The organism is Chryseobacterium gambrini (assembly GCF_900156825.1).
GTDB classification, from domain to species: Bacteria; Bacteroidota; Bacteroidia; order Flavobacteriales; family Weeksellaceae; genus Chryseobacterium; species Chryseobacterium gambrini.
Window position 1 is genome coordinate 13615 of sequence record NZ_FTOV01000003.1, and the last position, 26835, is coordinate 40449.

The following is a 26835-nucleotide window of genomic DNA, read 5'->3' on the forward strand; positions in this document are numbered from 1 at the left end:
AATAACTTTTACAGATTATTATTGATGGCATCCTGCGTTTTGTCGACTCCGAAGCTGATGAATGCGCCTACAAAAACAAAGGTATTTACAGGCGGAACAACCGCTGAACTCCTTGATCCGTCCATTGAGAAATTGTAACCGTATACATTTTTCGATCCTAAAATATTGGATACACTCAATACGAGAACGGTAAATGTTTTTGAGTCTTTCTTTCCTAAATTGGGAAGATAATTTACACTGAAATTTAACGCGTTGTAATCTTTCAGACTGCCTTCGTGTCTAACGAAATATTTCTGTTCACCATTCACATCCTGTGTTGCGATGTCGTAATACGGACGGCCTTTTGCGTAGGTGTAGGAAATATTGAAGCCTGTTTTCCATTCCGGAACAAATCTTTTGGCTACTGCAGAAAGGGTGTGTTCGGAAGCGAAATTCGGTTTTAAACTCATCGGATAATTCATAAAATCTCTTTTTGAATCTAAAAATGAATAGCTGATCCAGTAATCGATATTGTCGAATGTTTTTTTATCTCTCCAGAATAACTCTAACCCTTTTGCATAACCAAAACCGCTGTTGTTATCCGCTGTCTGAACAAATTGGTTCTGTCCGTCGATGTACTGTAAGTTTTTTACCTTCAGAAGATCATCATATTTTTTGTAAAAAGCTTCAAATCTCAGGCTTCTTCCTTCCGTTGTTCTCTGCACCTGAAAGATATAATGCTGTGATTTCTGGAAGTCTAAATTTGCAGGACCGTTGATGTATCTGCTTTCGGGATTCTGATAAAAAAGTCCGTAAGCGAATGAAGTTGTCCAGTCTTTGGCAAGACGATATGCTAAAGCCAGTCTAGGTGCAATATTGTTTTTCCCAAGATAGGAAGAATGCTCTGCTCTCACCCCTATTTTTGCTGATAACTGATTGCTGAACCCTAAATCTGTTTCTGCAAACGCTGAAGAGATCAGGTCTTTGTAGTTTTTCGTTACAAAATCGTTAAAGTTTAATTTTTCGCTGGTACTGTTGAATTCAAAACCTCCTCTTAATGCGCTGATTTTATTTATTTTTCTTTCTAAAACTGTCTTGAAATTGATGTAATTTCCGTCATTCAGAAGTTTTGTGGTTCCGGTTTGGGTTTCGCCTTTTTGGGTTGAAAAATCAAGGTCTGATTGATTATAGGAATAAGATGCTCCTGCATTCAGTAAATATTTGCCGAATTTCTGCTTGAAAGATAAATTATGATAGGTATTTTTTCCTTTCAGTTTCACGAGAGACAGGTCATAATCTTCCGGCTCCAGACTTGGAGTCTGCACTGCCATTCTGTTGGAATCGTATTTTCCGTAATATTTGAAAAATCCGCCAGATTTTGTTTTAAATCTGAAATTCAGATCGCTGTTTATACTTTGTGGAGCTTCAGAAAAATTGGTGTTGAAATTGAAGATTTCCTGCATCAGCTTTAAGTTGGAATATCCTAAACTGGCTCCGTAAGAATAGTTTTTATTATCGCCCAATCTCTGAAATCCTGCGTTTAAAAAGATCGGAGAAACACCGAAATCGTAAGAACTCTGATCCGGAAGATCCACACTTTCCAGCATCAGTGCCCCCGAAAGAGCCTGACCGTACAATGCAGAATATCCGCCGCTTGAGAAAACATTGCCTTTGAAAAGAGAGGTATTGAAACGGTCTCTTCCTGCAATTCCCGGAACTGAATTGGAGAAATAATTGTTGATTAAACTTCCATCCATGAAAATTCTGGATTCTGTTCCTGTTCCGCCACGGATGAAAAGACCTTCTGTTTCACCAACTTTCTGAACTCCCGGAAGATACGTTAATGCCGATGTAATCTGTCCGTCCGCTCCGGCTGTTGTGTAGATATCAATTGGAGTAAGTAAAGCTGTTGCTCTTTTTTTGTCGCTTGCTTCAATGGAACCTGCCGAAACGACTACCGCATCAATTTCATTAATTTGCTCTTTCAGTTCTGCATTTACAGAAACTTCCTGATTTTCAATAACAATCGGTTTTTCAACATCAATATATTTCGGATGGGTAAAAACTAAAACACGGCTGCCTTTTTCTGTGGTTTCAAAAGAGAAGTTCCCATTGGAATCGGTTGTCGCTCCGTCGTAAGTATTTTTCAGGGTAACATTTACCTCTCCCACTCCTCTATTTTTGTACGTAACTTTTCCCGAAATTCTGGTTTGGGCGAAACTTAGTGCAAATGATAAAAAAGTGATAAGAAATAATAATTTTGTTTTCATAGCTGTTTTATTTCGATTCAAAAGTATGACGAATTTTTGTTGCTTTTAAATTTTTGTTGCTGAGTGGTAGATTTTGGAATCTGAATGGTTGTTTTTGATTTTATGATGATAAGATTTATTTTAGGAAAATATATTGACCACCCCGTCAAAAATTCTTTGAATTTTCGCCAACCCTCCAAAGGAGGGGAATTTTACCACTAATTGTATTATTAAACTGCGCTGAATTTAATTGATGGGAATGCAGAAATTGACGAGCATTTTTCCTTCCGGATGTTCTTTGTAATTGGTATGGTAGATTTCGAAAGGAAAAGCTTTCCTTACAGAATAATGGTTTTCATTCATCCAAAGAAAAAGGGAAACCCAACATTGTTCAAAGTCATTTAAGGTGACTTCTCCGCTTCCGACAATGAATTTTCCGGCTTCAAGGGTTTCAGGGAAAATCTGGTTTTCCTGCTGTTGTAATTTTTCCTCCAAGAGCATACAGGCGTGAATTTGTACTTTATCGGGCGGAGTAACTTTAAAGCTGTCGTGATAAACGGAAATCATTTTTAGATTCTCTCGGGGAAATAGTTTTTTCTCGGTTGCCCAATCTATTAAGGTGTTGTAAGAGGATTCAACATTCGCAATTCCAAGGCTCATCACTGCTGCCAGATTCATTTCCGGAAGATTGGTAACTTTAATTTTTAAATTCATTGTTGTCCATTTTAACAGGTTTTCTATATTGCAAATGTATTGTTGGAAAACCGTATCCATTTGTCCGTTCTTGCTTTGTTTTAATTGAATTTTATGAAATTTTTCGGGAGCCGATTTTCTGAATTCTGAGGGAGATTTTCCGTAATGCTTTTTAAATGATTTGTTAAATGCCGAATGGTTGGAGAAACCTAATTCAAGATAAATATTTTTTACACTTATGTTCTTTTTTACGGCTAAATAAAAGGCACTTTTTTCAATTCTTTTGCGGATGATATAGCTTTGAAGGGTTTCATTGGTCATAAGTCTGAAAATCCTGTGAAAATGAAAGGGAGAATACGCTGCAACTTCCGCAACTTTTTCTAACGAAAGTTCGGTATCGAGATTGTTATCAATGTACTGAATAGCTTTCACCATTCTTTTTCTGTATTCTTCCAATTTAAAAGCATTTCCTGCAAAGGTATCTACATCGGATGAAATTGGTTTGTCTTTTATTGCTATTTATGAAAAAAGACAGGAATCGTAATGCGCTTTGAAAAATGTTGTCTAACTTTATCCGACAATCACTTTAAATCATTTAAAAATGAAAGGTACAACATTAGCATTATTGGCAGGATGTGCGTTTTTTGCGGTTTCATGCGGAACAACAAATACGTATCAAATCCTTTCCAAAAGCAACACACAAACGGGCGGAACGGCAAAGTTTACCCAAAAAGGAGATGAAGTTGTCATGAAACTGGATGTTACGAATCTTACTCCGGGAATTCATGCGGTACACATCCACGAAAAGGGTGACTGTTCTGCAGCAGACGGAACTTCAACGGGAGGACACTGGAATCCATCGAAAAACGATCATGGAAAATGGGGTGCTGAACATTTCCACATGGGAGATATCGGAAATCTTACGGCAAATCAGGATGGTGTGGCAACGCTGACTTTTAAAACGAATAAATGGTGTCTCGGATGTTCTGATGAGTCTAAAAATATCATCGGAAAAGGAATGATTATTCACGCCGCAGCCGACGATTTTCATACGCAGCCAACCGGAAATGCAGGAGGAAGAGTGGGTTGTGTGGAGATTAAGTAGTTTTTCGCTTCTATCAATAAAAAATACCGCTAACAAAAAGTAGCGGTATTTTTTATATTTCGATCTGAATATTAAGATTTTACACTCATGTCTGTAATGATGTTCATTGCTTCCTGAAGGTAAAGGTCTTTCTTAAGATTTTTGATCCAGATTTCAGATTTTTTCTTGAAGGCTTCATCTTTTTTCTCTCTTTCAATTTCATTCTGATACAAAGTAAACTGAAGACCGTTTTCAAATTTCGTCAGAGACTTGAACTTCTCGATCTGTGCTTTTCTCTGCTTCATCAATTCATTGAATTTATTGATATTCAAAGTAATGGTCTCTTCTTTATCCAGCTGTTCTCTCCACTGAGCGGATTCTAACAGCAACTGATATTTTGCATTTTTAGCCATTCTGTCGTTGCTTGCTTTTTCCAACGCCTGAATGTTGAAATAATTAAGCTTCTGGAAGCTTGTGGAAGGAATTTTATCCCAAGCCAGAGCATAATCATCATATCTTTCTCCTACTTCTGCATACGAGAAAAGATCTTTCATTTTAATATCTGAAACAATTCCTTTTCTCTGGGTAGATTCTCCCGTAATTCTGTAGAATTTCTGGATGGTAAGTTTTAAAGATCCGAAATCGTCTTCTGTGTTTAAGAATCTGTTTAGATCCACAAAAGTCTGCACTGTTCCTTTTCCGAATGATTGAGGCGAACCGATAATCATTGCTCTTCCGTAATCCTGCATCACACCTGCTAAAATTTCTGAAGCTGAAGCGGAAAGTTCGTTCTGCATAATCACCAGTGGGCCTGTCCAGATCGGAGTTTCATTTTTATTTTTTAAGGTCTGAATTTTCCCGTTTCCGTCTTTTACCTGAACATAAGGTCCTGCCTGCATGAAAAGTCCCATGATGTCTCCCACTTCCGTTAAAGAACCTCCTCCGTTGTTTCTAAGATCCAGAACAATTCCTTCTATTCCCTGAGCTTTAAGCTTGATGATTTCGTTTTTAATATCATCAGAAGCATTTCTTCCGTTCGGATTTTCAAAATCTGCGTTGAAACTTGGTAAATTGATGAATCCGTATTTTTTACCATTCGGAGAGTTTACAATAATACTTCTTGCGAAAGTATCTTCAATCGCCACTTCTTCACGAATCATGGTAACTTCTTTTATTGTTCCGTCTTTTTTCTGAACCGTTAAAGTAACCGGAGTTCCTTTTTCACCTCTGATAAGTCTTACGGCTTCATCAGAAAGCATTCCCACAACATTTACGGCATCTTCTTTCGGTTTAGATTTTACTTTTAAAATTTTATCTCCTTCGGAAAGCTGTTTGGATTTCCACGCCGGAGCGCCGATCGTTAAAGCTCCCAGATAAAGATTTCCTTTTTTCTCCTGAATAATGGCTCCTATTCCGATCACTTTTCCGGTGAAATTGGTATCGAAATCTTCTTTATCCTTTGGAGAATAGTAGTTGGTATGTGGATCGAAAACTTCTGTATAGGCATTCATATACACAGTAAACCAATCCATTTTCTTTCTCTTTTTGAATCTCGTAAAAGTTTCTTTTACAAGATCTTTCACCTCATCGGTTGCTTTTTTAAGCTTCTGATCCGGTGCAAGAGGCTGATATTTTATGGTATCTTTCAGGTTGTATTTCTGTACAGAATCTTTTTTCTCTTTCTGAGCTTCTTCTTTGCTGTTCATCGATTCAATTTCCTGAAGAATATTGTATTTGATGAATTTTTTCCACTCATTATACTGCTCCTGCTTGTTTGCCGGAACTTTTTTCATTTTCGGTTCTAAAATAAGCGTTTCATCTTCTTCCAGATTAATCGGCTTGCTGAAGATATCCTGTGTAATTTTATCGATCTCGTCTACTCTCTGGTATAATCTGTCGATGGTAAGTTTGTAGAAAGTAAGATCTCCCTGGTTGATGTAATCATCCAGTTTCGTTTCGTGCTTCCCGAATTCGTCCATATCCGATTGAATGAAATATCTTTTTCCCGGATCTACCATTTCGAAATAATGCTTATAAACATCCTTAGAATAGGCATCATTAATGGGTTTTGGGCTGTAATGCAAATAAGAAAGTGTATTTTTAACGCTCACCATTATCGTCTGCATCTTTTCGTCATCATTCTTTGGCGAGTTGAAACAAAACATTAGACTTGTTAATGGAATTAGGAGTAAAAATTTATTTAGCTTAAAATTTTTCCACATAAATCTGTAATGTATTTTTATTAATTTTAAAAAAGTATTGTAATAAGTAGTTATTTTTTATTCTCCGTTACAAACTATCAAATTTAATACCTTATTTCTAAATATCTGTTACTTTTAAGGAATTTTATTAAAATCCGTTTTCCAATACATTTTCTCTGTTAAAATTGTTTTTTAAAAAAAGAGAATTGTTAGTTTTTAAATTTAGTTTTCGCAAAAATGAATAAAAAGGCATAAACATTTCATACAATAATTAAACGCAAAGTTTTTCCGAAGAAACTCTTTACACTATATTTGTTACAATTAAAAAATTTATATGGAAAGACCACTTATTCTGGTTACAAATGATGACGGAATTACAGCACCGGGAATCAGAAATCTTATCAGTTTTATGAACGAAATCGGAGAAGTAGTTGTTGTAGCGCCCAACTCTCCACAAAGTGGTAAAGGTCATGCGATTACCATAAATTCTACTTTAAGTTACGAAGAAGTACATCTCGACGGTCCGCAAAAGGATTTTTCGTGCAGCGGAACTCCTGTTGACTGTGTAAAGATGGCACTTGATAAAATTCTTCCGCGAAGACCGGATATTGTGGTTTCAGGAATCAACCACGGAGCAAATTCTTCCATCAATGTTATTTATTCAGGAACGATGTCTGCTGCTGTTGAAGCGGGGGTGGAAAGTCTTCCTGCCATCGGATTTTCTTTGCTGGATTTCAGTTGGGAAGCAGATTTTACACAGGCGAAAGAATATATTCAGAATATTGTAAGAAAAACTCTGGAAAACCCAATACCGAAAGGAATTGTTTTAAACGTGAACATTCCGAAACTTCCGAAAGAGGAAATAAAAGGCGTAAAAGTCTGCAAGCAGGCAAATGCAAAATGGGAAGAAAGCTTTGATGAAAGGGTGAATCCTCACGGAAAAAAATATTACTGGCTTACCGGATATTTCAACAATATGGACGAATCTGAAGATGCCGATGAAACCGCTTTAGCCAATGGATATATTTCTATTGTTCCGGTGAAATTCGATCTTACAGCTTACGAGTATATGAATACGCTGAATGAGGTAATGAAGTTTGATTAAACATAAATATTGAGGCGTAAAAAAAATTTACGCCTCAATATTGTCCTTTTGTCTTGAAACAAAAGAACGAAAAATTCAAGACTTGGGAACTTTCGCTAAAAATTAATTCTGTTCTCTAAAAATTCTAAAACTCGCGCGAATTCAAGATTTGTTCTTCGGTTCAAACAGTCCTCTCGCGCTCAAACAGTAGAATTTTTTTAACGTTCACAGAAGTAATTTTCTTAACGCTCCATTTCCCTATGTCATTATTAATACAAAAAATTCATAAATAGCGGTGAAATTTGTTGAAAGAAATTAAAACAAAACTCTATCCTCTTTCCTCAATTCATCAAGATATTTGCTTTTATCATCACGATAAAATAAATTCATGGTTTCGAAAGGAATCATTTTCAGGTCTTTATTCACGATATGAACGCAGGATTTCTTCACGGCACGGACATCAAAATCATGCGCATCCATAAAGTTCATGATGATAATTCTGAACAGGTTATCGTAATCCAGATTGGGTGCGGAAACGTCAGGAAGACAGCACAATAACTGATTAACTTTAGGTTTTACTTTATCTACAGAAATTCCGGTGCTGAAAATATCCAGAAGCTGCATCTGCAATCCGGTATCCTGTTCGTAAACAATGGTATTTCGGGTTTCATTGTTCAGTAAATCAGCAGGATTGATGTATCGTGTTAAAGGAATCGTTTCGCCTTCCAGTTTCAGAATATATCCCATCGCCAAAGCATCGGGATTACACGGAACCGGAATGATATCATCCGAATTCAGCAAAGGAAACTGATTGAGAATTTCCTGTCTTACTTCGGTTAAAGTAATTTTTTCATGAGCAGAATCTTCACGGTTTCTTCCTGCAATTTCTACAGGCTGAAAGGTAATTCCGCGGACACATTTCTGTTTAAGGGCAAAATCAATAATTTTTCCGATTTCATCAATATTTTTATCTTTCTGAAGAACAATAACGAGTGTCGTCGAAAGATTTAAAGAATTCAATTTCTCTAAAGCTTTCATTCGTACGTCTGTTAAATCTTTTCCTCTGAAATCTTCCAGAACTTCCGGTTTAAAGGAATCAAACTGAAGATAAATTTCAAATTCAGGAGCGTACGTTGCCAGTTTTTCGGCAAAACCGGGATCATTGGCAATTCTTACCCCGTTAGTATTTAACATTAAGTGTTTGATGGGTTTGGACTTCGCAATATCCATGATTTTGAAAAATTCCGGATGGATTGTCGGTTCTCCGCCACTGATCTGAACAACATCCGGTTCGCCTTCATTTTTAACAATAACATCAAACATGGCTTCGATCTCTTCCAGACTTCTGTGACTTCCGTAATGCGGTGAAGACATTGCGTAACAGGTAGGACATGTAAGATTGCACCGATCTGTTACTTCCACAATAGAAAGGCAGCTATGTTGCTCATGATCAACACATAAACCACAATCATAAGGACAGCCATATTCTACATCGGTTCCAAAATGCACCGGAATTTCTGATGCTTTATTGTAGTTTCTGATATTTTTATAATACTGAACATCAGAAGCAATTTTAGTTTTGAAAAATCCGTGATCCGGACATCTTTTCGTCATGAAAACCGCTTCGTCTTCGATGATAATTTTTGCTCCGACTCTTTTTAGACATTCCGGGCAAAGACTTATGGTATAATCGTAATACGTATAATTTCTTACTGGCATAATTTCGTTTTTACAGGCTAAAACCACAGATGCATCCTCCCGCAATAAACGTAAGAATTCCGATAAGGATTCCGATCAAAGGAACTTTAAAGCTGTATTTTTTTTCAGAACTTGTCGCAGACATAATTCCGATGATGATGGCAATTAAAATGGAAATTGCAAAGATGATAAGTCCCAGACAAAGAAATAAGATTCCCAATCCGTTAAGCTCGCTATTTCCAAAATTACCGACTTCTAATAATTTCATGATTATTTTTTTTCAATAGATAAATATAGTAAATGATCACTAATAAACATACGATTTGTATTGTGCTCAGATTCAAAATGATATTAAATTTAGGCTTAATAAAATCCTGTATGAATCTGAATGAGAAATAAGAAAGCATAAAAAGCTGGAATAAAGCTCCGGATCTGTATGTATAATTCTTTTGAAAATATTTCAGCGCGATAAAAACAATCAATAAAAAGAACATTTCGTATAAAGCGACGGGATGTCTGCTGATATGATCTCCTAAATCCATTCCGAACATTGAACGTGTTGGTAATCCGTAAGTTTCCTCGTAAATCCCTGTACAAAAACATCCGATCCTTCCTATAAACATAGCGGTAATTAAAGGATAAACCATTTTGTCACCCGTACTTTCTTTTTTGCCTATGATTTTCTTCATATGCTCCACTCCAATGAGACCACCTGCCAAACCTCCCACAATGGTATTATTCAGCCAGATGTACATCCAAACATTTTCAGCTTTCATCAAATCGTAAGGTCTTTCCAGCGAACCAATGATATGGGAACCGAGCAGCGCGCCCAGAGTAGCAGCAATAAGAATCAGCAATGAATTGACACTGCTGAATTTCTCTTTATCTTTTCTTTTGGCAAAAGTATAATACCGCATTCCTACAAAAATCCCTAAAGATTCCGTAATGGGATGCAGTAAAACTTCTTTGCCTAAAATATGAAGTGTCACAGGAAATTCCATGGTTTCAAAAGTATTGTTTTTAATTAAAACTTATTCAATTATTATCCTGATTTTAAAATTGATCTAAATATTTTCTTTAAAATTTTATGTGTGGTCCTTTTGTCTTGAAACAAAAGAACGAAAAGTTCAAGACTTTGAATCTGAATGCTAAAAATTAAAATTCATTCCTAAAATTCCCAAAACTTGCGCGAATTCAATTGGGGTCTTTTGATTAAAAATTTGCCTCGCGCTTCAAACAGTGGGAACTTTTTAACGGAATAAATTGTAATTTTCTTAACGCTTCAGCTTCATATGCCGATTTTTGTGATCGTATTTATGATTTAGTAAGCTTCTGAATCAAGATTTAAATTGTATTAAATAATTTTTGATTATCCGCTATTAATTATACTGTTTTTTCTAACGCAAAGGACTCGCAAAGATTCTTTATATACTAACTGTTTTTAAGTTCGCAAAGGCGTTTCACTCAGCAAAGAACTCAAAGATTTTTTCCAATTATGACAAATAACGGACAATCATAAATAATTTATAAAATCCTTTTAAATAAAGATTAGAATCAATCTTTTTCATAATTTTAATTAAAATAATTATCCGAATTATGAGAATAGAATATGATATTAAACTGGGTTTTAAGGATGTAATGTTCCGTCCGAAACGTTCTACCCTGAAATCCCGTTCTGAAGTTGATCTGGAAAGAGAATTTACCTTTAAACATACCCGAAAAAAATGGCAGGGCGTTCCCGTGATTGCTGCCAATATGGATACAGTGGGAACTTTTGAAATGGCAGTGGAACTAGCAAAAGAAAAAATCATCACAGCGGTTCATAAGCATTATTCTGTGGAAGAATGGTCAGAATTTTTAGATTCCCAACCTGAAAACATTTATCAGTATATCGCATTAAGCACAGGAACCGGAAAAGCCGATGAAGAAAAGATAAAAACCATCCTCGAAAGACATCCAAAAATCGAGTTTCTCTGTATTGATGTAGCCAATGGTTATTCTGAGCATTTTGTGGAATTTGTGAAGAAGGCAAGGGCAAATTTCCCAGATAAGATCATCATTGCCGGAAATGTTGTAACCGGAGAAATGGTGGAAGAACTTCTTTTAGTTGGCGCAGACATCATTAAAGTCGGGATTGGTCCCGGTTCGGTTTGTACGACGAGAGTGAAAACCGGAGTGGGATATCCTCAACTTTCGGCAATTATAGAATGTTCCGATGCAGCACATGGTTTAGGAGGTCATATTATTGCAGATGGCGGCTGTAAAGTTCCGGGAGATGTGGCGAAAGCTTTTGGCGGCGGTGCAGATTTTGTAATGTTGGGCGGAATGTTTGCAGGACACGATGAAAGCGGTGGCGAAATCGTGGAAGAAAACGGCAAAAAATACAGACTTTTTTACGGAATGAGCTCGAAAACAGCCATGGATAAACATTCAGGCGGCGTTGCAGAATACCGGGCTTCGGAAGGAAAAACTGTAAAAGTGGCTTATAAAGGTCCGGTTCTGGATACGGTGAAAGATATTTTAGGCGGCGTTCGTTCTACCTGTACGTATGTGGGCGCTTCCAAACTGAAAGAACTGTCGAAAAGAACGACTTTCATCAGAGTTCAGGAGCAGGAAAATCAGGTATTTAAAGATTAACAATTGAACAAAATATTTAATATTACAAACGGTGATTGTCTCGCTGAGCAATTGAAGGAAACAACCATTTCCGGCGAGATGATTATCTGTAGAGAAGCTTTAGTTGCAGGTTCTTTACAGAATGAAAATCTGGATGTTTTCTGGAAGGTAAGATCAGAATTCATTGCTGAAAATTATGGTGATACAAAAGAAAATTATTACCGTAAAGTGGTTTCAGAATGTAATAAGATGATGCAGATTCCGGAAGATTCTGAGGTATATCTTTGGTTTGAAGATGATCTTTTTTGTCAGGTTAATATGTGGTTTTGCTTAACGCTGATTCCGAAGGATAAAAATATCAACATCTACAGGATTTTCCCAAAAGAATCGAAAGAAAACCAATGGAAGGGATTTTCGGATTCTGACCGTTTTGATTTGGAAGGAGCATTAACCTCAAAAGTTTTATTTAAACAAAAGGATCTTGAATTGGGACTGAATTTATGGGAAGCTTATCAAAGTAATCATCAAAATAAATTAAAACAACTTTCTGAAATTCAATCTGATTGCTTTCGTTTTTTACCTGAATTGATTGCAACTTATCAAAACATTAATCCTGAAGTTTTTATTCAAAATTTAATACAGAAAGGCATAACAGATTTTAGTGAAGTTTTTGAAAAGTTCCGTGATGAGCTGGGAATTTTCGGATTCGGAGATTTGCAGGTGAAGCTTATTTATGACAAAGTTTTTAAAGAAAAATAGCACTTATTTTACAACAATGCTTTTCTTGTTGAAATATTTTTCCAACTGATCATTAACGTATTTTTTCTCTTCTTTTGCGGAAGACAATTCATCAAAGTACAGTATTTTGGGAACTTCCCTGATTTTATCAATCTTTAAAGAATCTTCTTTTGAATTCTGAATGACTGTAATTCTGTCTTTTATTTCCTTATCATATTCTTTTAAATCGGTTACAAAAATTTCTTTAACGAAATTATTCATGTTGTAATCTATATTAAAACCCGAATAATTCTTATTGAAAAAATCTGTTTCCGGCAGAAAAATAACTAAAAAACTGATCCACCAAAATCTTTTTAAATTCTCCTTTTTGTATAGTAAAATGAAAGAAAACGTGCTTAAAAAGAAGATGACAATATTATCGTTCTGTCTTCCTACAATATTGATCAGATAGCCCAAAAACATTAAAGGCAGCAATGAAATCATCCAGATTAGAAAAGCTTTGGTAAATTTGACTTTACTTTTTAAGGCAGTAAGTTCTTCAAAAAACAAAGCAGTAAATAAAGGAATAAGAAATATAGTTTTTGTAAAAATGTATCCAAAATTAAAAGTGAAAAAAGCCGCTCTTTTGGTCCATATCCAATAAAAAGCATCATCAGATTTTACCATTCTGTTGAAATTTCCGGGAGCTAAAAAGCTGATAAGAAATCCGATAATTCCGATGGCTAAAAGAATTTTATTTTCTTTTGATGGTTTTTCAAAGCCTATAAAGCTCAATGCTCCTAACAAAAGCAGCGCGATGATTTCATTTGCTCCCATCAGAATAAAAATGATAACAGTACTTAAAAAGAACCACCATTTTTTGTGTGATTGCTGAAACTTTCCATAAAAAAAGAATAAAAGACCTGATAAAATAACCGGTAAAAAGTAGACATTAGATCCTGTGATCCAAAAATAATGTTCCGGTAAACTGATTAATCCAACCGTGTAAATAAAAAACAATAACAGGCTCTTTCTGAGCGCTTCAGCAAAGGAATAATTAAAATACAGTCTGAAATTTAAAATAATGACTGTAAGAAATGATATCAGTAAAAATACAGGATAAATTTTCGGGAGTATATTGAACGGATCTTTAGAAACAGGATTCAGCATATTAATGGTATAGCCAAAATATCTTCCTCCCCAATGCATATAAAAATCGCAGACATTCCCCAGAAATCCTAACTTCTTTGTTCCGTAGGAATAGATATAATCATCGGTCTGATACACATTAAAAAAAGAAAAGTAAACCAGACCGATTAGTAGTAAAACCGACAAGAATAAGGTAATATTCTGTACCGTTTTCATATTTTATGTCAACAGACCTCCGTCAACGTTTAACGTCTGTCCTGTAACGTAAGAAGACATTTCGCTTCCTAAGAATACACACGCATTTGCGATATCTCTGGTCTGTCCCAGCTTTTTCATCGGGATGGCTTCGTTCCATTTTTCTTTTGCTTTATCATCTAAAGCATCCGTCATTTCAGTCTGGATGAATCCCGGAGCAATTGCATTGCAACGGATGTTTCTGGAACCCAATTCCAGCGCTACAGATTTTGTAAAACCGATAACTCCCGCTTTAGAAGCTGCATAGTTTGCCTGTCCTGCATTTCCGCTGATTCCTACTACAGAAGTCATGTTGATGATCGATCCTGCTTTTGCCTTCATCATGGGCTTAATTACCGCTTTGGTAAGGTTAAATACAGAATCCAGATTTACTTTCATTACTTTATCCCAGTCATCTTTCGACATTCTCAAAAGCAGATTGTCTTTTGTAATTCCCGCATTGTTTACCAAAATATCAATTTTTCCAAACTCAGCAATAACTTCGTCTACTAAAGTTTGAGCCGCATCAAAATCTGATGCATCAGACTGATATCCTTTAATTTGAGTTACAGAACTTAAAGCTGCTTCCAATTCCTTCGCTTTTTCTACAGATCCGGCGTAAGTAAATGCTACTTTTGCACCCTGTTCGGCGTACATTTCGGCAATTCCTTTTCCGATTCCTCGTGTAGCTCCCGTAATTAGCGCTACTTTTCCTTCTAATAGTTTCATATATGACAATTATTTTTCTTTATAACGTATTCGCCTTTTGAAAGTTGGCTAATATACAGTATTTAATTTTACAGAAATAAAACAGTGCGCAAAGATATTACAAAATGTTATTCAATGCATTTTAAATCACTTTTTTAGCGAAAATTTATGACTGTTTTTTGATATTCGTTATTAATCATACTGCTTTTTAACGCAAAGGGTCGCTAAGATTCTTTTATATACCAACTGTTCTTGTGTTCGCAAAGGCGTTTCACTCAGCAAAGACCTCAAATATTTTCCACTTATGCAATTAATCAATAAAACTTCTGTCTTTTTGCTCTGTAAAGTAGATGAATTCTGTTTCTTTTCCTTTGGTAAGTCTGATGCCTTTTTTATCTGAAAAAAACTTATCATAGACTACTTCCGTTAAAGGCTCATTTTTATCGTTGGTAACGCCGAATTTATTATCTTTTTTCACCACAAATTCGTTAACTCCCAAAAATGTTGTGATGTCATCATAGACGAAAGGAACAATTTCATTTCCGCTTTCATCCATCATCCCGTAAAAATTATCTATGTTTTTCCCGACTAATGTAGGATAAAGCTCAAAAGGTTTTACTTCCTTAAATCCTTTTAATTCTTTATAATTTCCTGTTTTTGGTGAAAATGTGTAAAAGGTTTCATTTTTATTGACAATCAGTGTATTGGGGAATATTTTTTCGATCTGGTAATCGTCATTCAGAATATTTTTTAAATTTTTATCCAGAATTTTTTCTTCGTCATCTTTTCTCAGATAGAGATATTTTTCTCCGGCAATGTTCAGACCTTCTACCCTGTCATATTCCTTCGGAAAAACCACTTCTCCGTTTAAACGGACAACGGCAGTTTTTGGATTTTTCTGATCCTGAGAGGTTTTAAACAACCCATTAAAAAGAGGGTTTACATAATGATAATCAAGATCATACACCTTCCCTTCCTTCTTAGAAAAAATACTTACTTTATCTTCTCTGGTAAGGTAAATGTATTCTCTTCCCACGAAAGCCTGTTCATACATTTCATCGGCAATGATGTTTTCTTTTTCATCAATAATTCCGTATTTATTTTTAGAAGTATCTAAAGTTACCAAATAAGGAAACGCATTGATATTGTCTACGTTATGTCCCGAAATGGTGCTTAAGGTTTTACCATTATTATCAATAACTTCTCCGGATTTTTCACCTTTCGAAAGATAAGCCCTGCCTTTGTAGAAACGAAGATCATCTGTAAACGGGCGGTCTGAAATTTTCTTTCCGTCAAAATCATAAATCAGCCACATTTCATTATTTTTAACAAAAAATCTGTTTTCGCTTCCAAAAACTATTCTTTCAGAAAAAGGGATAATTTCTTTCCCGTTAAAATCGTACACACAGTCTTTTCCTTTTTTTGAATAAATAAGCCTGTCTTTATTTTCCCAGGTTCTGAATTTGAAAAGATCCATCGGAATAACTTCCTTTCCGTTCGCATCAATAATCGCCGTTTTTCCATTGGAATTTCCCGCTTTTACCCTCAAAACAAACCTGTTTTTCCATAAATGTGAAATTTCACTTTTTGCAGGATATTCAAAAGTGATATTGCCCAGAGAATCTACAATTCCGGACTTTCCGGTTTTAGCATCAGAAATCATTCCGTATCCTTTGGAATAGAAACGGACTTCTTTGCCTATTTTTTTTGTTAAAAGTATCTGTTTGTACTGGTCCGTCTGCCCGAAACAGACCGACGAAAGCAGCACGAAAATTAAATTTTTCAATTAAATGGAATTATTTACGATGAGAACAATCTCACCTTTTAACGTTTTGCTTTTGGAAAACTCAATGAGTTCAAGAATTGTTCCGCGTTTGGTTTCTTCGAACTTTTTGGAAATCTCACGGCTTAAGCTAACCTTGGTTTCTTCGCCGAAAAATTCTTTTATCTGCTCCAGTGTAGTATTGATTTTATGGGGACTTTCGTATAAAACGATTGTTTTTTTCTCTTCTGCGAGTTGTTTCAGCTTCGTTTGTCTGCCTTTTTTCTGGGGAAGAAATCCGGCAAAAAGAAATTCGTTATTCGGTAATCCTGAAACCACCAAAGCCGGAACAAAAGCGGTTGCTCCCGGTAAACAGATCATTTCAATATGATGATCGGAACCTGCTTTTGCCAACAAATAACCCGGATCTGAGATTCCGGGAGTTCCTGCATCGGTAATAATCGCAATATTCTGACCGCTTTTAAGGTCTGTAATCACTTTTTCCGTTGTCTGATGCTCGTTGTGTAAATGATAGGATTTTAAAGGCTTGGAAATCTCGAAATGCTTTAAAAGAATTCCGGAAGTTCTTGTGTCTTCGCATAAAATATAATCAACCTCTTTCAGCACATTTACCGCTCTGTAGGTCATATCTTCGAGGTTCCCGATCGGTGTAGGAACAAAATATAAGATTCCGCTCAAAATTTAGTTTATAAAAATTTATTTTCCACCAATATCCACAGTCTCTGTGCATATTCGTCCACTTTACTCCATTTTTTGGCATAATAAAGATCACTCAAGTATTCTTTTGCCTCCTCCAGTGTTCTGAAACTGTTCAGGTTATTTACCACTTCATTCAGCTCCGTCTGGCTTCCTCCGAATAATGTTTTTGTGAAAGCAATCCTGTCGTTCAGATCGAGTTTAAACTCAGGCTTTTTCTTTTCCGCTTCCATAAACTCGGTTGGAATATTGGTTTTCAAAATACTTCCCGGCTCTTCTTTTTTCTCAACAGGAATTGTTTTTTCTGTTGATACTCTTTCAAGATGGTCATCATCAAAAAGCGACTGTACCGCTTTCAGACCTTTGATATTTGCCAGTTTTATCTTCTTATCATGATAGGCTTCAAGGTTTTCAAAGCTTTCATCAGATTTTAAGTGTTCTCTCTCTTCAGAAACAGGTTTGTTGATCTCAACAATTTTTCTTCTGTCATTAATTTCTGCTAAAATAGGCTGCTCTTGCTTTTCTTCAGCAACTGCTTCGTTTTTAATTTCATTAACGATGTTTTCAGCATTTGAAGTATCGGTCGCCAATTCGCCCTGTTCCATCATTGTGTGGGAAGAATACTGATTATCATTTTCTTCCACTAAAATTTCTTCATTTTCATCTAAAACTTCTCCATCAAAAATGCTTGGAATATCTTCAGATTCTTCTTCATTTTTATACTGATAATTGTTCTGAATTTTCTCTTCTTCATCAAAATCATTCAAAATATCTCCACGATCGTCCGAAATTTCGTTCTCAAATTCATCAATTTCATTCAGTTGATGATTAAAAATAACTTCTTCTTCCGTTTTGCTGTCATTAAACATTTCTTCCGAGATTTCTTCATCATTTTCGGGTTCAGAATTTGCCAGAATTCTTTCTTCATCCACAAAATTCAGATCCGATCCGCTGTTTTCAGAAGTTTCATATTCATCAATTTCGTTTAACTGAGCATTGAAAACATCATCATTTTCTTTCGGATTGTTCTGAATTTCATCCTGAGAATTTCCTTCTGCAAAATTAACTAAAGTTTCGTGAAGTTCACCTTCTACAATCTCATTTAATTGATTGTTAAAAATTGCCTCTTCTTCAGTCACTTCAGTTGAATAATTTCCGGATTCGCTTCCGTCAATTTCATTAAGCTCATTATTGAAAATAGCTTCTTCTTCCGTTACTTCACTGCTGAAATCATGGGGTTCCTGCAAAGGAGCGGGTGAAGAAAATTTTTCTTTATTTTCTGAAATCAGCGAAGAATTTTCACTTCCGAAATACTCTAAATTTTTTTCCAGCAGACGCAGAAACGAAATCCTGTTAGCAAGCTCTTCCACAAGATCCTGCTTTGACGAAAGTTCGTCTACGTTGCTTATTTTATCCAAAATACCAATGATATTCTTGGATTCAAAAAAAATCTTTTCCTTTAAATCTTGGATGTTCTGCATAGAAGAATCTTGTTAAAATTGCTTACTTTTGAAGTTAAAAATATACGGCTAATTTAACAAATGTTTTTAGAAAATACAATTAATCATTCCAAACAAAGTGGTTGGATGGAAGTTATTTGTGGCTCAATGTTTTCCGGAAAAACCGAAGAGTTGATCCGAAGGCTGAGAAGAGCTGAAATGGCAGGGCAGAATGTAGAGATTTTTAAACCTAAACTGGATACGCGATATTCGGATGAAGATGTGGTTTCGCACAATCAGAATAAAATCCGAAGCACGGCGGTAGAAAATCCCAGCGAAATTCTTTTGCTGGCTTCCAACTGTCATGTAGTGGGGATTGATGAAGCACAGTTTTTTGATGAAAGCATTGTGGATATAGCCAATCAACTGGCAAACGGCGGAATAAGAGTGGTTATTGCAGGTCTGGATATGGATTTTCTCGGAAGACCTTTCGGACCGATGCCCAATCTGATGGCAACTGCAGAATATGTAACAAAAGTACACGCGATCTGCAGAAGAACAGGAAATCTTGCCAATTATTCTATGAGAACTTCCGCAGGAAAAGATCTTGTAGAACTCGGAGAAACAGAATCTTACGATGCGGTAAGCAGAAGAGTTTTTGTGGATGAAGTTTTGAATAAAAAAGAGATTTAATATCAAATTTATTATTAATTTTGTTTAAAATTTAATAGTGAAAACTATCAGAAAATGATATTAGAGATTAAAAATTACATCAAGATCAGCAATTCTATTGACGAGATTCTGAAAAATTCGCCTTTCAAAATGAAATACATCATTGAAAAGAGCGGAATTTCCGAGCCTACGTTTTTCAGAAAGATGAAAGAGAAAAAATTTCTTCCGGAGGAATTGCTGAAGATTGCGGAGATTATAGAACCGGAAAAAATTTCGCATGATGATATTCTCAATGCTATTCAGGAAGGTTTAGACGACGTAAAAAACGGACGGATAACCGAACATATGGCAGTGATGAATGAAGCAAAGGAAAGAATTGCAAAAAAGAAAAATGAATATTTTTTGGACAAATAGAGCCAAATCGGATTTAGAAATTCTAGAAGATTTTCTTATTGAAAACTGGGGGTTCGATGTTTTGGAAGATTTTTATAAAATTTTAGAAAGAAAAATTTCTTTGCTTGAAAATGGAAATCTTATTCATCAGAAATATGAAGACACAGCGTTTCACAAATTATTAATTACGAAACACAACTCTATCATTTATGAAATTTCAGGAAATCAAATAAATCTTTTAAATATGATTAATAACTTCCGAAATCCTGATTCTAATTATAACCTAATTACAGAAAAGTAGTTTATGAACTACACGACAAACCATATCGCAGAAATCACCAATGCGAAGATTATTGGAGACAAAAATATATTGATCAGGAATATCGCTTTCGACAGCAGAATTATTTATTCTACTAAAAATACTGCGTTTATAGCAATCAATACTCCAAAAAATTCCGGGGAAAAGTTCATTGAATTTGCGGTAGACCGTGGAATAAACGTCATCATTTCCGAACATCATCATCCGCAGTTTGAAAATATTACATGGATCATTGTTGAGAATTCTGTGGAATTTCTTCAAAAATTAGCTAAATTTCATTTTGAAAATGCTCATTTAAAATCCGTCGGAATTACAGGAAGTAACGGAAAAACAATTTTAAAAGAGTGGCTGTATCAATGTCTGTGGAATGAATTCCCGACGGTAAAAAGCCCGAAGAGTTTCAATTCCCAAATCGGACTTCCGCTTTCTCTGCTTCAGATTAATAATTCACATCAATTAGGAATTTTTGAAGTAGGCATTTCAAAGCCAGACGAAATGGAAAAGCTCGAAAATATTTTCCATCCGCAGATTGGTTTGCTTACCCACATCGGAACTGCTCATCTTGCCAACTTCCAATCGGAAGAGGAGCTGATTGATGAAAAAATCAAATTATTCAAACATTCTGAAACGATTATTTACAACGGAGATAATCCTTTGGTTGACAAAAAGATAAAGGAATTATATTCAGGTAAAAAATTAATTTCTTACGGCTTTAAAGAATACAATCAGGTCTATTTCAAAAACAATATTTCGAAAAACGAAGAGGTAACGGTACATTATTTCGACGAAGAAATTTCTTTTCCGGTGCATCAGAGGGATGAAGCGACTTTAACGAATGCTTTGGCGCTTGTAACGGTTTTAAAGGATCTTGGTATTGAAAACGAAAAGATCGTCGAAAAAATCAACGCTTTAAAAGCCGTTGAAATGAGGCTTGAAGCAATTGAAGGGATTAAGAACAATATTATCATCAATGATTCTTTTAACCTTGATCTTGATTCTCTGAAAACCGCTCTTCAATTTCTCAATGAATACAACAAACCGAAAAAATCTCTGGTTCTTACAGATATTGTAGGGGTAAATTCTAATTCGAAAGAACTCTATGAAGAAGTCTCCGAGCTTGTAAACGAGCAGAAATTCGATTCTGTTTTCCTGATTGGTGATGAAATATCAAAATTTAGTGAATTATTTAAAGCTAAAACTTTTACTTTCATCAATACTCAGGAATTAATTGAAAGTAAACACCTTACAGAAATTGAAAACCAGATCATTCTATTAAAAGGGGCAAGAAAATTTGAGATCGAAAGACTTAAAGATCTGCTTGAACTCAGAAAACACGATACGGTTTTAGAAATTAATTTGAATGCTATTCTTCATAACATCAATTACCATAAATCTTTACTAAAGCCATCCACAAAAATGATGGCGATGGTAAAAGCAAACTCTTATGGTTTAGGAAGTTATGAGATTTCGGAATTTTTACAGCATCATCACATAGATTATCTTGGAGTCGCTTTCGTTGATGAAGGCGTAGAACTCAGAAAAAAAGGAATTACGGTTCCTATTGTGGTCATGAATCCTGAACAGCACAGTTATGAAACGGTGATTGCTTACAATCTGGAACCGGAAATTTACAGTTTCAGAGTTCTGGAATTATTCTATGAAGCGGTTCAGAAATCCGGATATGATAAGAAATATCCGATCCACATCAAACTGGAAACAGGAATGCATCGTCTTGGTTTTAAAGGTAATGAACTGGATCAGTTAAGCGAGACTTTAAATTCAATGAATGTAAAAGTTCAGAGTATTTTCAGCCATCTTTCATCATCTGATTTACCGGATGAAAAAGAATTTACCTTACATCAGCTAGAAACCTTTGAGAAAAATTCCAGCTATTTGATAGAAAAATTGGGGTACACTCCTATTCGACATATTTTAAATTCTTCAGGAATTACAAATTACACCGCTCATCAGTACGACATGGTAAGAATCGGTATCGGAATGTTAGGGGAATCACCAAATAGTGAAATACAAAAACAGTTAAGATCTGTGGTAAGTTTTAAAACAGTGATCTCTCAAATTTCTACGGTAGAAAATGGAGAATCAATAGGTTACAGCCGTCGATTTAAAACAGATCATCAGACAAAAATAGCCACTATTCCTGTAGGATATGCCGATGGAATCCCAAGATTAATCGGAAACCAAGTCGGAAATGTAGGAATCCACAAAACCCTTGCTCCGATTGTAGGAAGCATCTGTATGGATATGATGATGATTAATGTAGATCATATCCCGAATGTAAAAGAAGGCGATACTGTTACCGTTTTTAACGCAAAACCAAGTTTAAAAGAATTCGCAGACTACTGCAAAACAATAACCTATGAAGTTTTAACCTCCATTTCGCCCCGTGTGAAACGGATTTATATTAAAGATTAGCCTATGAGAAAGCTCCTGATTATTTTATTTGCCTTTCAATTGCTTCTGATTCAGTCTCAGGTAAAGAAAGATCTCGTTATTCCGAAAAATCCCAAAATAGGACTTTCTCTTGCAGGAGGCGGAGCTAAAGGATTTTCTCATGTAGGCGTACTTAAAGTGCTGGATTCTCTGGGCGTAAAAGTAGATTATATTGCAGGAACAAGTATGGGAGCCATTGTAGGTGGACTGTACGCTTCAGGATATTCCGGAAAAGAAATAGAAAAGATTGTGATGGATACCGATTTCTATTCTTTAATCACAGATCCCAAAGCAAAACGACAGGAAACAACTTTCTTTAATAAATCCGTTGACAAATATCTTCTGTCTATTCCTCTTAAAAACGGAAAAATTACCCTGCCCTCTTCCATCAGTTCCGGACAGAAAAATGTATATCTGCTGAAGGAACTTTTCAAAAATGTTTCCAATATTGACGATTTCTCCAAACTTCCTATTCCTTTTATGTGCGTAGCGACCAACCTAGAAAGCGGCAATATGCAGATTTTTGAAAAAGGAGATTTGGTACAGTCGATTATGGCAAGTTCTGCATTTCCGTCACTCATGGACCCTGTTAAAATTAATGACAGTATTTATATTGACGGAGCGATGACGGTGAACTACCCTTCCAAACCTTTAAAAGATAAAGGAATTGATATCGTTATCGGGGTAGATCTCAATCAGGATCTTTCCAAACGTGAAGATCTGAACAGTATTATTGCCATCTTAAATCAGGTCATTGATTTCGGAATTAAAAAAGATACCAAAAGACAATATCAATATACCGACATCAACATCAAGCCCAATTTAACAGGCATGACCGCTACAAGTTATGATGATAAGAAAAAAATTCTCGACAGCGGCTACGTAGAAGGCTTAAAATACGTCGATATTCTCGATCAGCTACCCAAGAGACCTTTCGACAGAATCAGACAACAAATGAGCCCTATTTATTCCAATGTCTATAAAATCGACAGTCTCGAGATCGAAGGAAGCAGAATTTACGGTAAAAATTATGTTTTAGGGAAAATGGGACTGCGGCTTCCTTCTCTTCAAACCTACGGAAGCATCAATAAACAGATTGATAAATTAGTCGCCACCAACAATTACAAATTCATCAATTATGATATTATTTCCGGAAACAATTCAAATTACCTTAAGCTCTACGTTACCGAAGACGATACAAGACACTTTCTAAAATTCGGTTTACATTACGACGAAATTTTCAAAACCGGACTTCTTTTAAATTATTCAGCAAAACGACTTTTATTCCGAAATTCAAATCTTTCACTTGATGTTGTTGTGGGAGACAAACCCCGATATTATTTAAACTATTTTATTGATAACGGATATATTCCGGGTTTCGGAATTTATTCTTCGGGAATGAGCTTTAGTTTAAAAGATGTCAATAACAACGAAGTAGACAAATGGTTTTGGCTGAGAAATGAAGCCTACCTCCAGTCGATCTGGAAAGATAAATTTGCCATTGGCGGCGGAATCAGTCACGATTATTTCGAAGCGGAATTCAACGGAGACAATAAAAGATACAGCAGATTTCTCAATCCGTACGTATTTCTGAAAAGCGATACCCAAAACGACAGAGACTTCCCTACCCGCGGAATTTACATTAATGCAGAAGGAAAAGTAATTGATCTTTTAAAATCTGAAGTAGAAAAAAGACTCGTTCAGGTAAAAGCAGACATCAGGATAAATCTTCCTCTTTCAAAACAGTTTTCCTACAGACTCAATCTTTACGGAGGAATCACCATCGGCGAAAACCTTCCCGACTTCTACAAATACAGACTGGGCGGAATCTTTGAACAGAATATCGTAAACTACAGAAGCTTTTCGGGGTTCTATTTTGCTCAACTGAACAGCAATAATGTGGTTTTAATTTCAAACGACCTTCAGTTTAAATTCAATAAAAACTATTTCCTGAGCGGAAACTTTTCTTTTGCGAACCTTTCCAATGATATAACCTTTGAGGATGCGGTAAAATTAAACTTCAGCTCTGTAGGATTAACGGCTGGATACAAATCTCCTTTCGGGCAGATTAAAATCAACTTCAGCCATTCACTTAAAAACAATCAAAAAGGCATATTCAGTGTTATCTTAGGACACTGGTTTTAATTACAAAATGATACAATTTTTTTACGAAAACTTACCCGAATCGGTAAACACAGAATACAAAAAATGGCTGGAAGATCTCATTCTTTCAGAAGAAAAAAAGTTGGGCGAGATCAATTATATTTTCTGTGACGACGAATATTTACTCAAGGTAAATCAGGATTATTTACAGCACGATTACTATACTGATATCATTACATTTGACTATGTAAAAGGGAAGACCATAAGCGGCGAGATTTTTGTATCTTTGCAGCGCATTTCAGACAACGCTTCTACCCTATCCAGAAATTACGAAGAAGAATTACGGAGAGTTTTGGCTCACGGTATTCTGCACCTTTGCGGATATAAAGATAAAACAGAAGAAGAAGAATTGCAGATGCGAGGAAAAGAAGATCATTATTTAGCAAAATACCATTAAGTTTTTAGGAGCTTAATCCCGCTCTCCGCACTCGCTATTTTCTTTTGAAAAAAGAAAATGAGCTCAGACAAATGCTACGATCGGGGCTAAATAAAGCGCAACAGAACAGATTTAAGACAATAAAATTTACAAATGTTTCACGTGAAACATTTGTAAAAAAGAGTAAAAATTAAGGCTTAAAACAAGCAAAAAAAATGATTTCAGAAATATATGATGTAATCGTAGTGGGTGCCGGTCACGCAGGATGTGAAGCCGCCGCTGCAGCAGCCAATTTAGGCTCAAAGACGCTGCTTATTACAATGAATATGCAGACCATCGGACAGATGAGCTGCAACCCTGCAATGGGAGGAATTGCAAAAGGACAGATCGTAAGAGAGATTGATGCGATGGGAGGATATTCCGGAATTGTAGCAGACAAATCTGCGATCCAGTTCAAGATGCTGAATCTTTCCAAAGGTCCTGCCATGTGGTCGCCAAGAACGCAGAATGACAGAATGCTTTTCGCAGAAGAATGGCGTTTAGCTTTAGAAAATACACCCAATCTTGATTTCTTTCAGGACATGGTAAAACAGCTTATTATCGAAAATAATAAAGTTGCCGGAGTGGTTACTTCATTAGGAATTGAGATCAAAGGACGTTCTGTAGTTCTTACCAACGGAACTTTCCTTAATGGTTTGATCCACGTTGGAGACAAACAATTAGGAGGCGGAAGAATGGGCGAACCAAGAGCTTTTGGAATTACAGAACAGCTCGTTTCTTTAGGCTTTGAAGCAGGAAGAATGAAGACCGGTACCCCACCCCGCGTAGACGGAAGAAGTCTGGATTATTCTAAAATGGAAGAACAGAAAGGAGATGAAAATCCTCAAAAATTCAGCTATTTAGATACCCCTAAATTAACCAAACAGTTAAGCTGCCACATTGTTTATACCAACGAAACAGTACATGATATTTTACGTGAAGGTTTCGACAGAAGCCCAATGTTCAATGGTACAATTCAAAGTTTAGGACCAAGATACTGTCCGAGTATTGAAGATAAGATCAACCGTTTTGCAGAGAGAAACAGACACCAGTTGTTTGTAGAACCTGAGGGCTGGAAAACAGTAGAGATCTATGTAAACGGATTCAGTTCTTCCCTTCCTGAAGATGTGCAGATTAAAGCAATGAAACATATTCCGGGATTCGAAAACGTAAAAGTATTCCGTCCGGGCTATGCTATTGAATATGACTACTTCCCTCCTACCCAATTGAAGCATACCTTGGAGACAAAATTAATTGATAACTTGTACTTCGCGGGACAGATCAACGGGACAACGGGATACGAAGAAGCAGCCGGACAAGGTCTTATTGCCGGAATTAACGCTCACAACAAAGTAAAAGATCAGGATGAATTTATCCTTAACAGAGATGAAGCTTACATCGGAGTTTTAATTGATGATCTTATCACAAAAGGAACAGAAGAACCGTACAGAATGTTTACCTCAAGAGCAGAATACAGACTTCTTTTAAGACAGGATAACGCAGACATCAGATTAACGCAAAAAGCTTTTGATTTAGGTTTAGCCAAAGAAGAACGACTAAAAAGAGTAAATGAGAAAGTCGCTCAGAGCGAGGAACTTGAAAGCTTTCTTCGGGAAACTTCTTTAAAGCCGGGAGTAATCAATCCTATTCTGGAAACTATCGAAAGCAGTCCTGTTGATCAGGCTTACAGAGCAGCTCAGATTCTTACAAGACCTAATATGACGTTGGAAAAACTGGATCAGATCGACTTTATCAGCGAAGTTTCTTCTAAATTTGATGATGAAGTAAGAGAACAGGCAGAAGTGAATATCAAATACAGAGGCTATATTGAGAAAGAAAAAGAAAATGTTGCCAAACTGAACCGTCTGGAAAACATTAAAATTCCGGAAGATTTCGATTATACAAAAATCTCAAGTCTCTCTGCAGAAGCTAAGCAGAAGATGACGAATGTAAAACCAAAAACAATTGCACAGGCTGGAAGAATCAGCGGAGTTTCGCCTGCAGATATTAACGTTTTATTAGTTTATTTAGGACGCTAAAACGAAAATGTTTCACGTGAAACATTCATAAAAATACAATCAAAAATTAAGGT

General features: G+C 35.9%; 22 protein-coding genes. 11 read left to right on the forward strand and 11 right to left on the reverse strand.

Annotated elements, in window-relative coordinates; all coding sequences use genetic code 11:
- Nucleotides 1-8: 8 nt before the first annotated feature.
- Complete coding sequence (locus BW951_RS06290; protein WP_076391032.1) at nucleotides 9-2249, reverse strand: TonB-dependent receptor; 2241 nt, start codon at nucleotides 2247-2249, stop codon at nucleotides 9-11.
- A 225-nt stretch (nucleotides 2250-2474) separates the two neighbouring features.
- Entirely contained in the window at nucleotides 2475-3377 is a 903-nt protein-coding gene (locus BW951_RS06295; protein WP_084196372.1) for an AraC family transcriptional regulator, read from the reverse strand.
- Nucleotides 3378-3522: 145 nt separating this feature from the next.
- Between BW951_RS06295 and BW951_RS06300 the strand changes: the two genes are divergently transcribed.
- Complete coding sequence (locus tag BW951_RS06300; RefSeq protein ID WP_076391033.1) at nucleotides 3523-4026, forward strand: superoxide dismutase family protein; 504 nt, start codon at nucleotides 3523-3525, stop codon at nucleotides 4024-4026.
- A 71-nt stretch (nucleotides 4027-4097) separates the two neighbouring features.
- Here BW951_RS06300 and BW951_RS06305 read toward each other — a convergent pair whose 3' ends face one another.
- Entirely contained in the window at nucleotides 4098-6227 is a 2130-nt protein-coding gene (locus BW951_RS06305; protein ID WP_076391034.1) for a carboxy terminal-processing peptidase, read from the reverse strand.
- 313 nt (nucleotides 6228-6540) lie between these two features.
- Here BW951_RS06305 and surE point away from each other — a divergent pair, with 313 nt between their 5' ends.
- The gene (surE, locus tag BW951_RS06310; protein ID WP_076391035.1) at nucleotides 6541-7311 is read left to right on the forward strand and encodes a 5'/3'-nucleotidase SurE; all 771 of its coding nucleotides are present in this window, start codon (nucleotides 6541-6543) and stop codon (nucleotides 7309-7311) included.
- Between the two features lie 294 nt (nucleotides 7312-7605).
- On the opposite strand, the gene BW951_RS06315 is transcribed toward surE, so the two are convergent.
- Genes BW951_RS06315 through BW951_RS06325 form a run of 3 tightly spaced genes read right to left on the reverse strand, consistent with a single transcriptional unit; the run spans nucleotide 7606 to nucleotide 9989 of the window.
- Complete coding sequence (locus tag BW951_RS06315; RefSeq protein WP_076391036.1) at nucleotides 7606-9009, reverse strand: radical SAM protein; 1404 nt, start codon at nucleotides 9007-9009, stop codon at nucleotides 7606-7608.
- 10 nt (nucleotides 9010-9019) lie between these two features.
- On the reverse strand, nucleotides 9020-9256 hold the full coding sequence (locus BW951_RS06320) for a hypothetical protein (protein ID WP_076391037.1): 237 nt from the start codon (nucleotides 9254-9256) through the stop codon (nucleotides 9020-9022).
- A complete protein-coding gene (locus BW951_RS06325; RefSeq protein WP_076391038.1) occupies nucleotides 9234-9989 on the reverse strand; it encodes a prolipoprotein diacylglyceryl transferase in 756 nt (251 codons plus the stop codon). Before BW951_RS06325 ends, BW951_RS06320 begins: the two co-directional genes overlap by 23 nt.
- Nucleotides 9990-10584: 595 nt before the next feature.
- Here BW951_RS06325 and BW951_RS06330 point away from each other — a divergent pair.
- Nucleotides 10585-11625, forward strand: coding sequence for a GMP reductase (locus BW951_RS06330; RefSeq protein ID WP_076391039.1), 1041 nt, complete (start codon nucleotides 10585-10587; stop codon nucleotides 11623-11625).
- Between the two features lie 3 nt (nucleotides 11626-11628).
- Complete coding sequence (locus BW951_RS06335; RefSeq protein WP_076391040.1) at nucleotides 11629-12363, forward strand: DUF1835 domain-containing protein; 735 nt, start codon at nucleotides 11629-11631, stop codon at nucleotides 12361-12363.
- A 3-nt stretch (nucleotides 12364-12366) separates the two neighbouring features.
- Here the strand turns inward: BW951_RS06335 and BW951_RS06340 are convergent, their stop codons facing one another.
- From BW951_RS06340 to BW951_RS06360, 5 genes are all read right to left on the reverse strand, one after another.
- Nucleotides 12367-13686, reverse strand: a complete 1320-nt coding sequence (locus BW951_RS06340) for a DUF6056 family protein (protein WP_076391041.1) — start codon at nucleotides 13684-13686, stop codon at nucleotides 12367-12369.
- A gap of 3 nt (nucleotides 13687-13689) precedes the next feature.
- On the reverse strand, nucleotides 13690-14433 hold the full coding sequence (fabG, locus tag BW951_RS06345) for a 3-oxoacyl-[acyl-carrier-protein] reductase (protein ID WP_076391042.1): 744 nt from the start codon (nucleotides 14431-14433) through the stop codon (nucleotides 13690-13692).
- A gap of 289 nt (nucleotides 14434-14722) precedes the next feature.
- Entirely contained in the window at nucleotides 14723-16198 is a 1476-nt protein-coding gene (locus BW951_RS06350; RefSeq protein ID WP_076391043.1) for a WG repeat-containing protein, read from the reverse strand.
- Complete coding sequence (gene rsmI, locus BW951_RS06355) at nucleotides 16199-16873, reverse strand: 16S rRNA (cytidine(1402)-2'-O)-methyltransferase (protein WP_076391044.1); 675 nt, start codon at nucleotides 16871-16873, stop codon at nucleotides 16199-16201.
- Between the two features lie 8 nt (nucleotides 16874-16881).
- Nucleotides 16882-18372 (reverse strand): hypothetical protein, encoded by a 1491-nt coding sequence (locus BW951_RS06360; RefSeq protein ID WP_076391045.1) that lies wholly within the window; start codon nucleotides 18370-18372, stop codon nucleotides 16882-16884.
- A 60-nt stretch (nucleotides 18373-18432) separates the two neighbouring features.
- On the opposite strand from BW951_RS06360, the gene BW951_RS06365 reads away from it, so the two are divergent.
- From BW951_RS06365 to mnmG, 7 genes are all read left to right on the forward strand, one after another.
- Nucleotides 18433-19023: a thymidine kinase gene (locus BW951_RS06365; protein WP_076391046.1), complete on the forward strand. Its 591-nt coding sequence runs from the start codon at nucleotides 18433-18435 to the stop codon at nucleotides 19021-19023.
- 54 nt (nucleotides 19024-19077) lie between these two features.
- On the forward strand, nucleotides 19078-19416 hold the full coding sequence (locus BW951_RS06370; RefSeq protein WP_076391047.1) for a hypothetical protein: 339 nt from the start codon (nucleotides 19078-19080) through the stop codon (nucleotides 19414-19416).
- Entirely contained in the window at nucleotides 19394-19696 is a 303-nt protein-coding gene (locus tag BW951_RS06375; protein ID WP_076391048.1) for a type II toxin-antitoxin system RelE/ParE family toxin, read from the forward strand. The genes BW951_RS06370 and BW951_RS06375 overlap by 23 nt, the downstream gene beginning before the upstream one ends.
- Nucleotides 19697-19699: 3 nt before the next feature.
- Nucleotides 19700-22147 carry a bifunctional UDP-N-acetylmuramoyl-tripeptide:D-alanyl-D-alanine ligase/alanine racemase gene (locus BW951_RS06380; protein WP_076391049.1) on the forward strand — a complete coding sequence of 816 codons (2448 nt, stop codon included), beginning with the start codon at nucleotides 19700-19702 and terminating at the stop codon, nucleotides 22145-22147.
- A 3-nt stretch (nucleotides 22148-22150) separates the two neighbouring features.
- Entirely contained in the window at nucleotides 22151-24310 is a 2160-nt protein-coding gene (locus BW951_RS06385) for a patatin-like phospholipase family protein (RefSeq protein ID WP_076391050.1), read from the forward strand.
- Between the two features lie 7 nt (nucleotides 24311-24317).
- Nucleotides 24318-24725, forward strand: a complete 408-nt coding sequence (gene ybeY, locus BW951_RS06390) for an rRNA maturation RNase YbeY (RefSeq protein ID WP_076391051.1) — start codon at nucleotides 24318-24320, stop codon at nucleotides 24723-24725.
- 194 nt (nucleotides 24726-24919) lie between these two features.
- Nucleotides 24920-26782, forward strand: a complete 1863-nt coding sequence (gene mnmG / locus BW951_RS06395) for a tRNA uridine-5-carboxymethylaminomethyl(34) synthesis enzyme MnmG (RefSeq protein ID WP_076391052.1) — start codon at nucleotides 24920-24922, stop codon at nucleotides 26780-26782.
- Nucleotides 26783-26835: the final 53 nt, after the last annotated feature.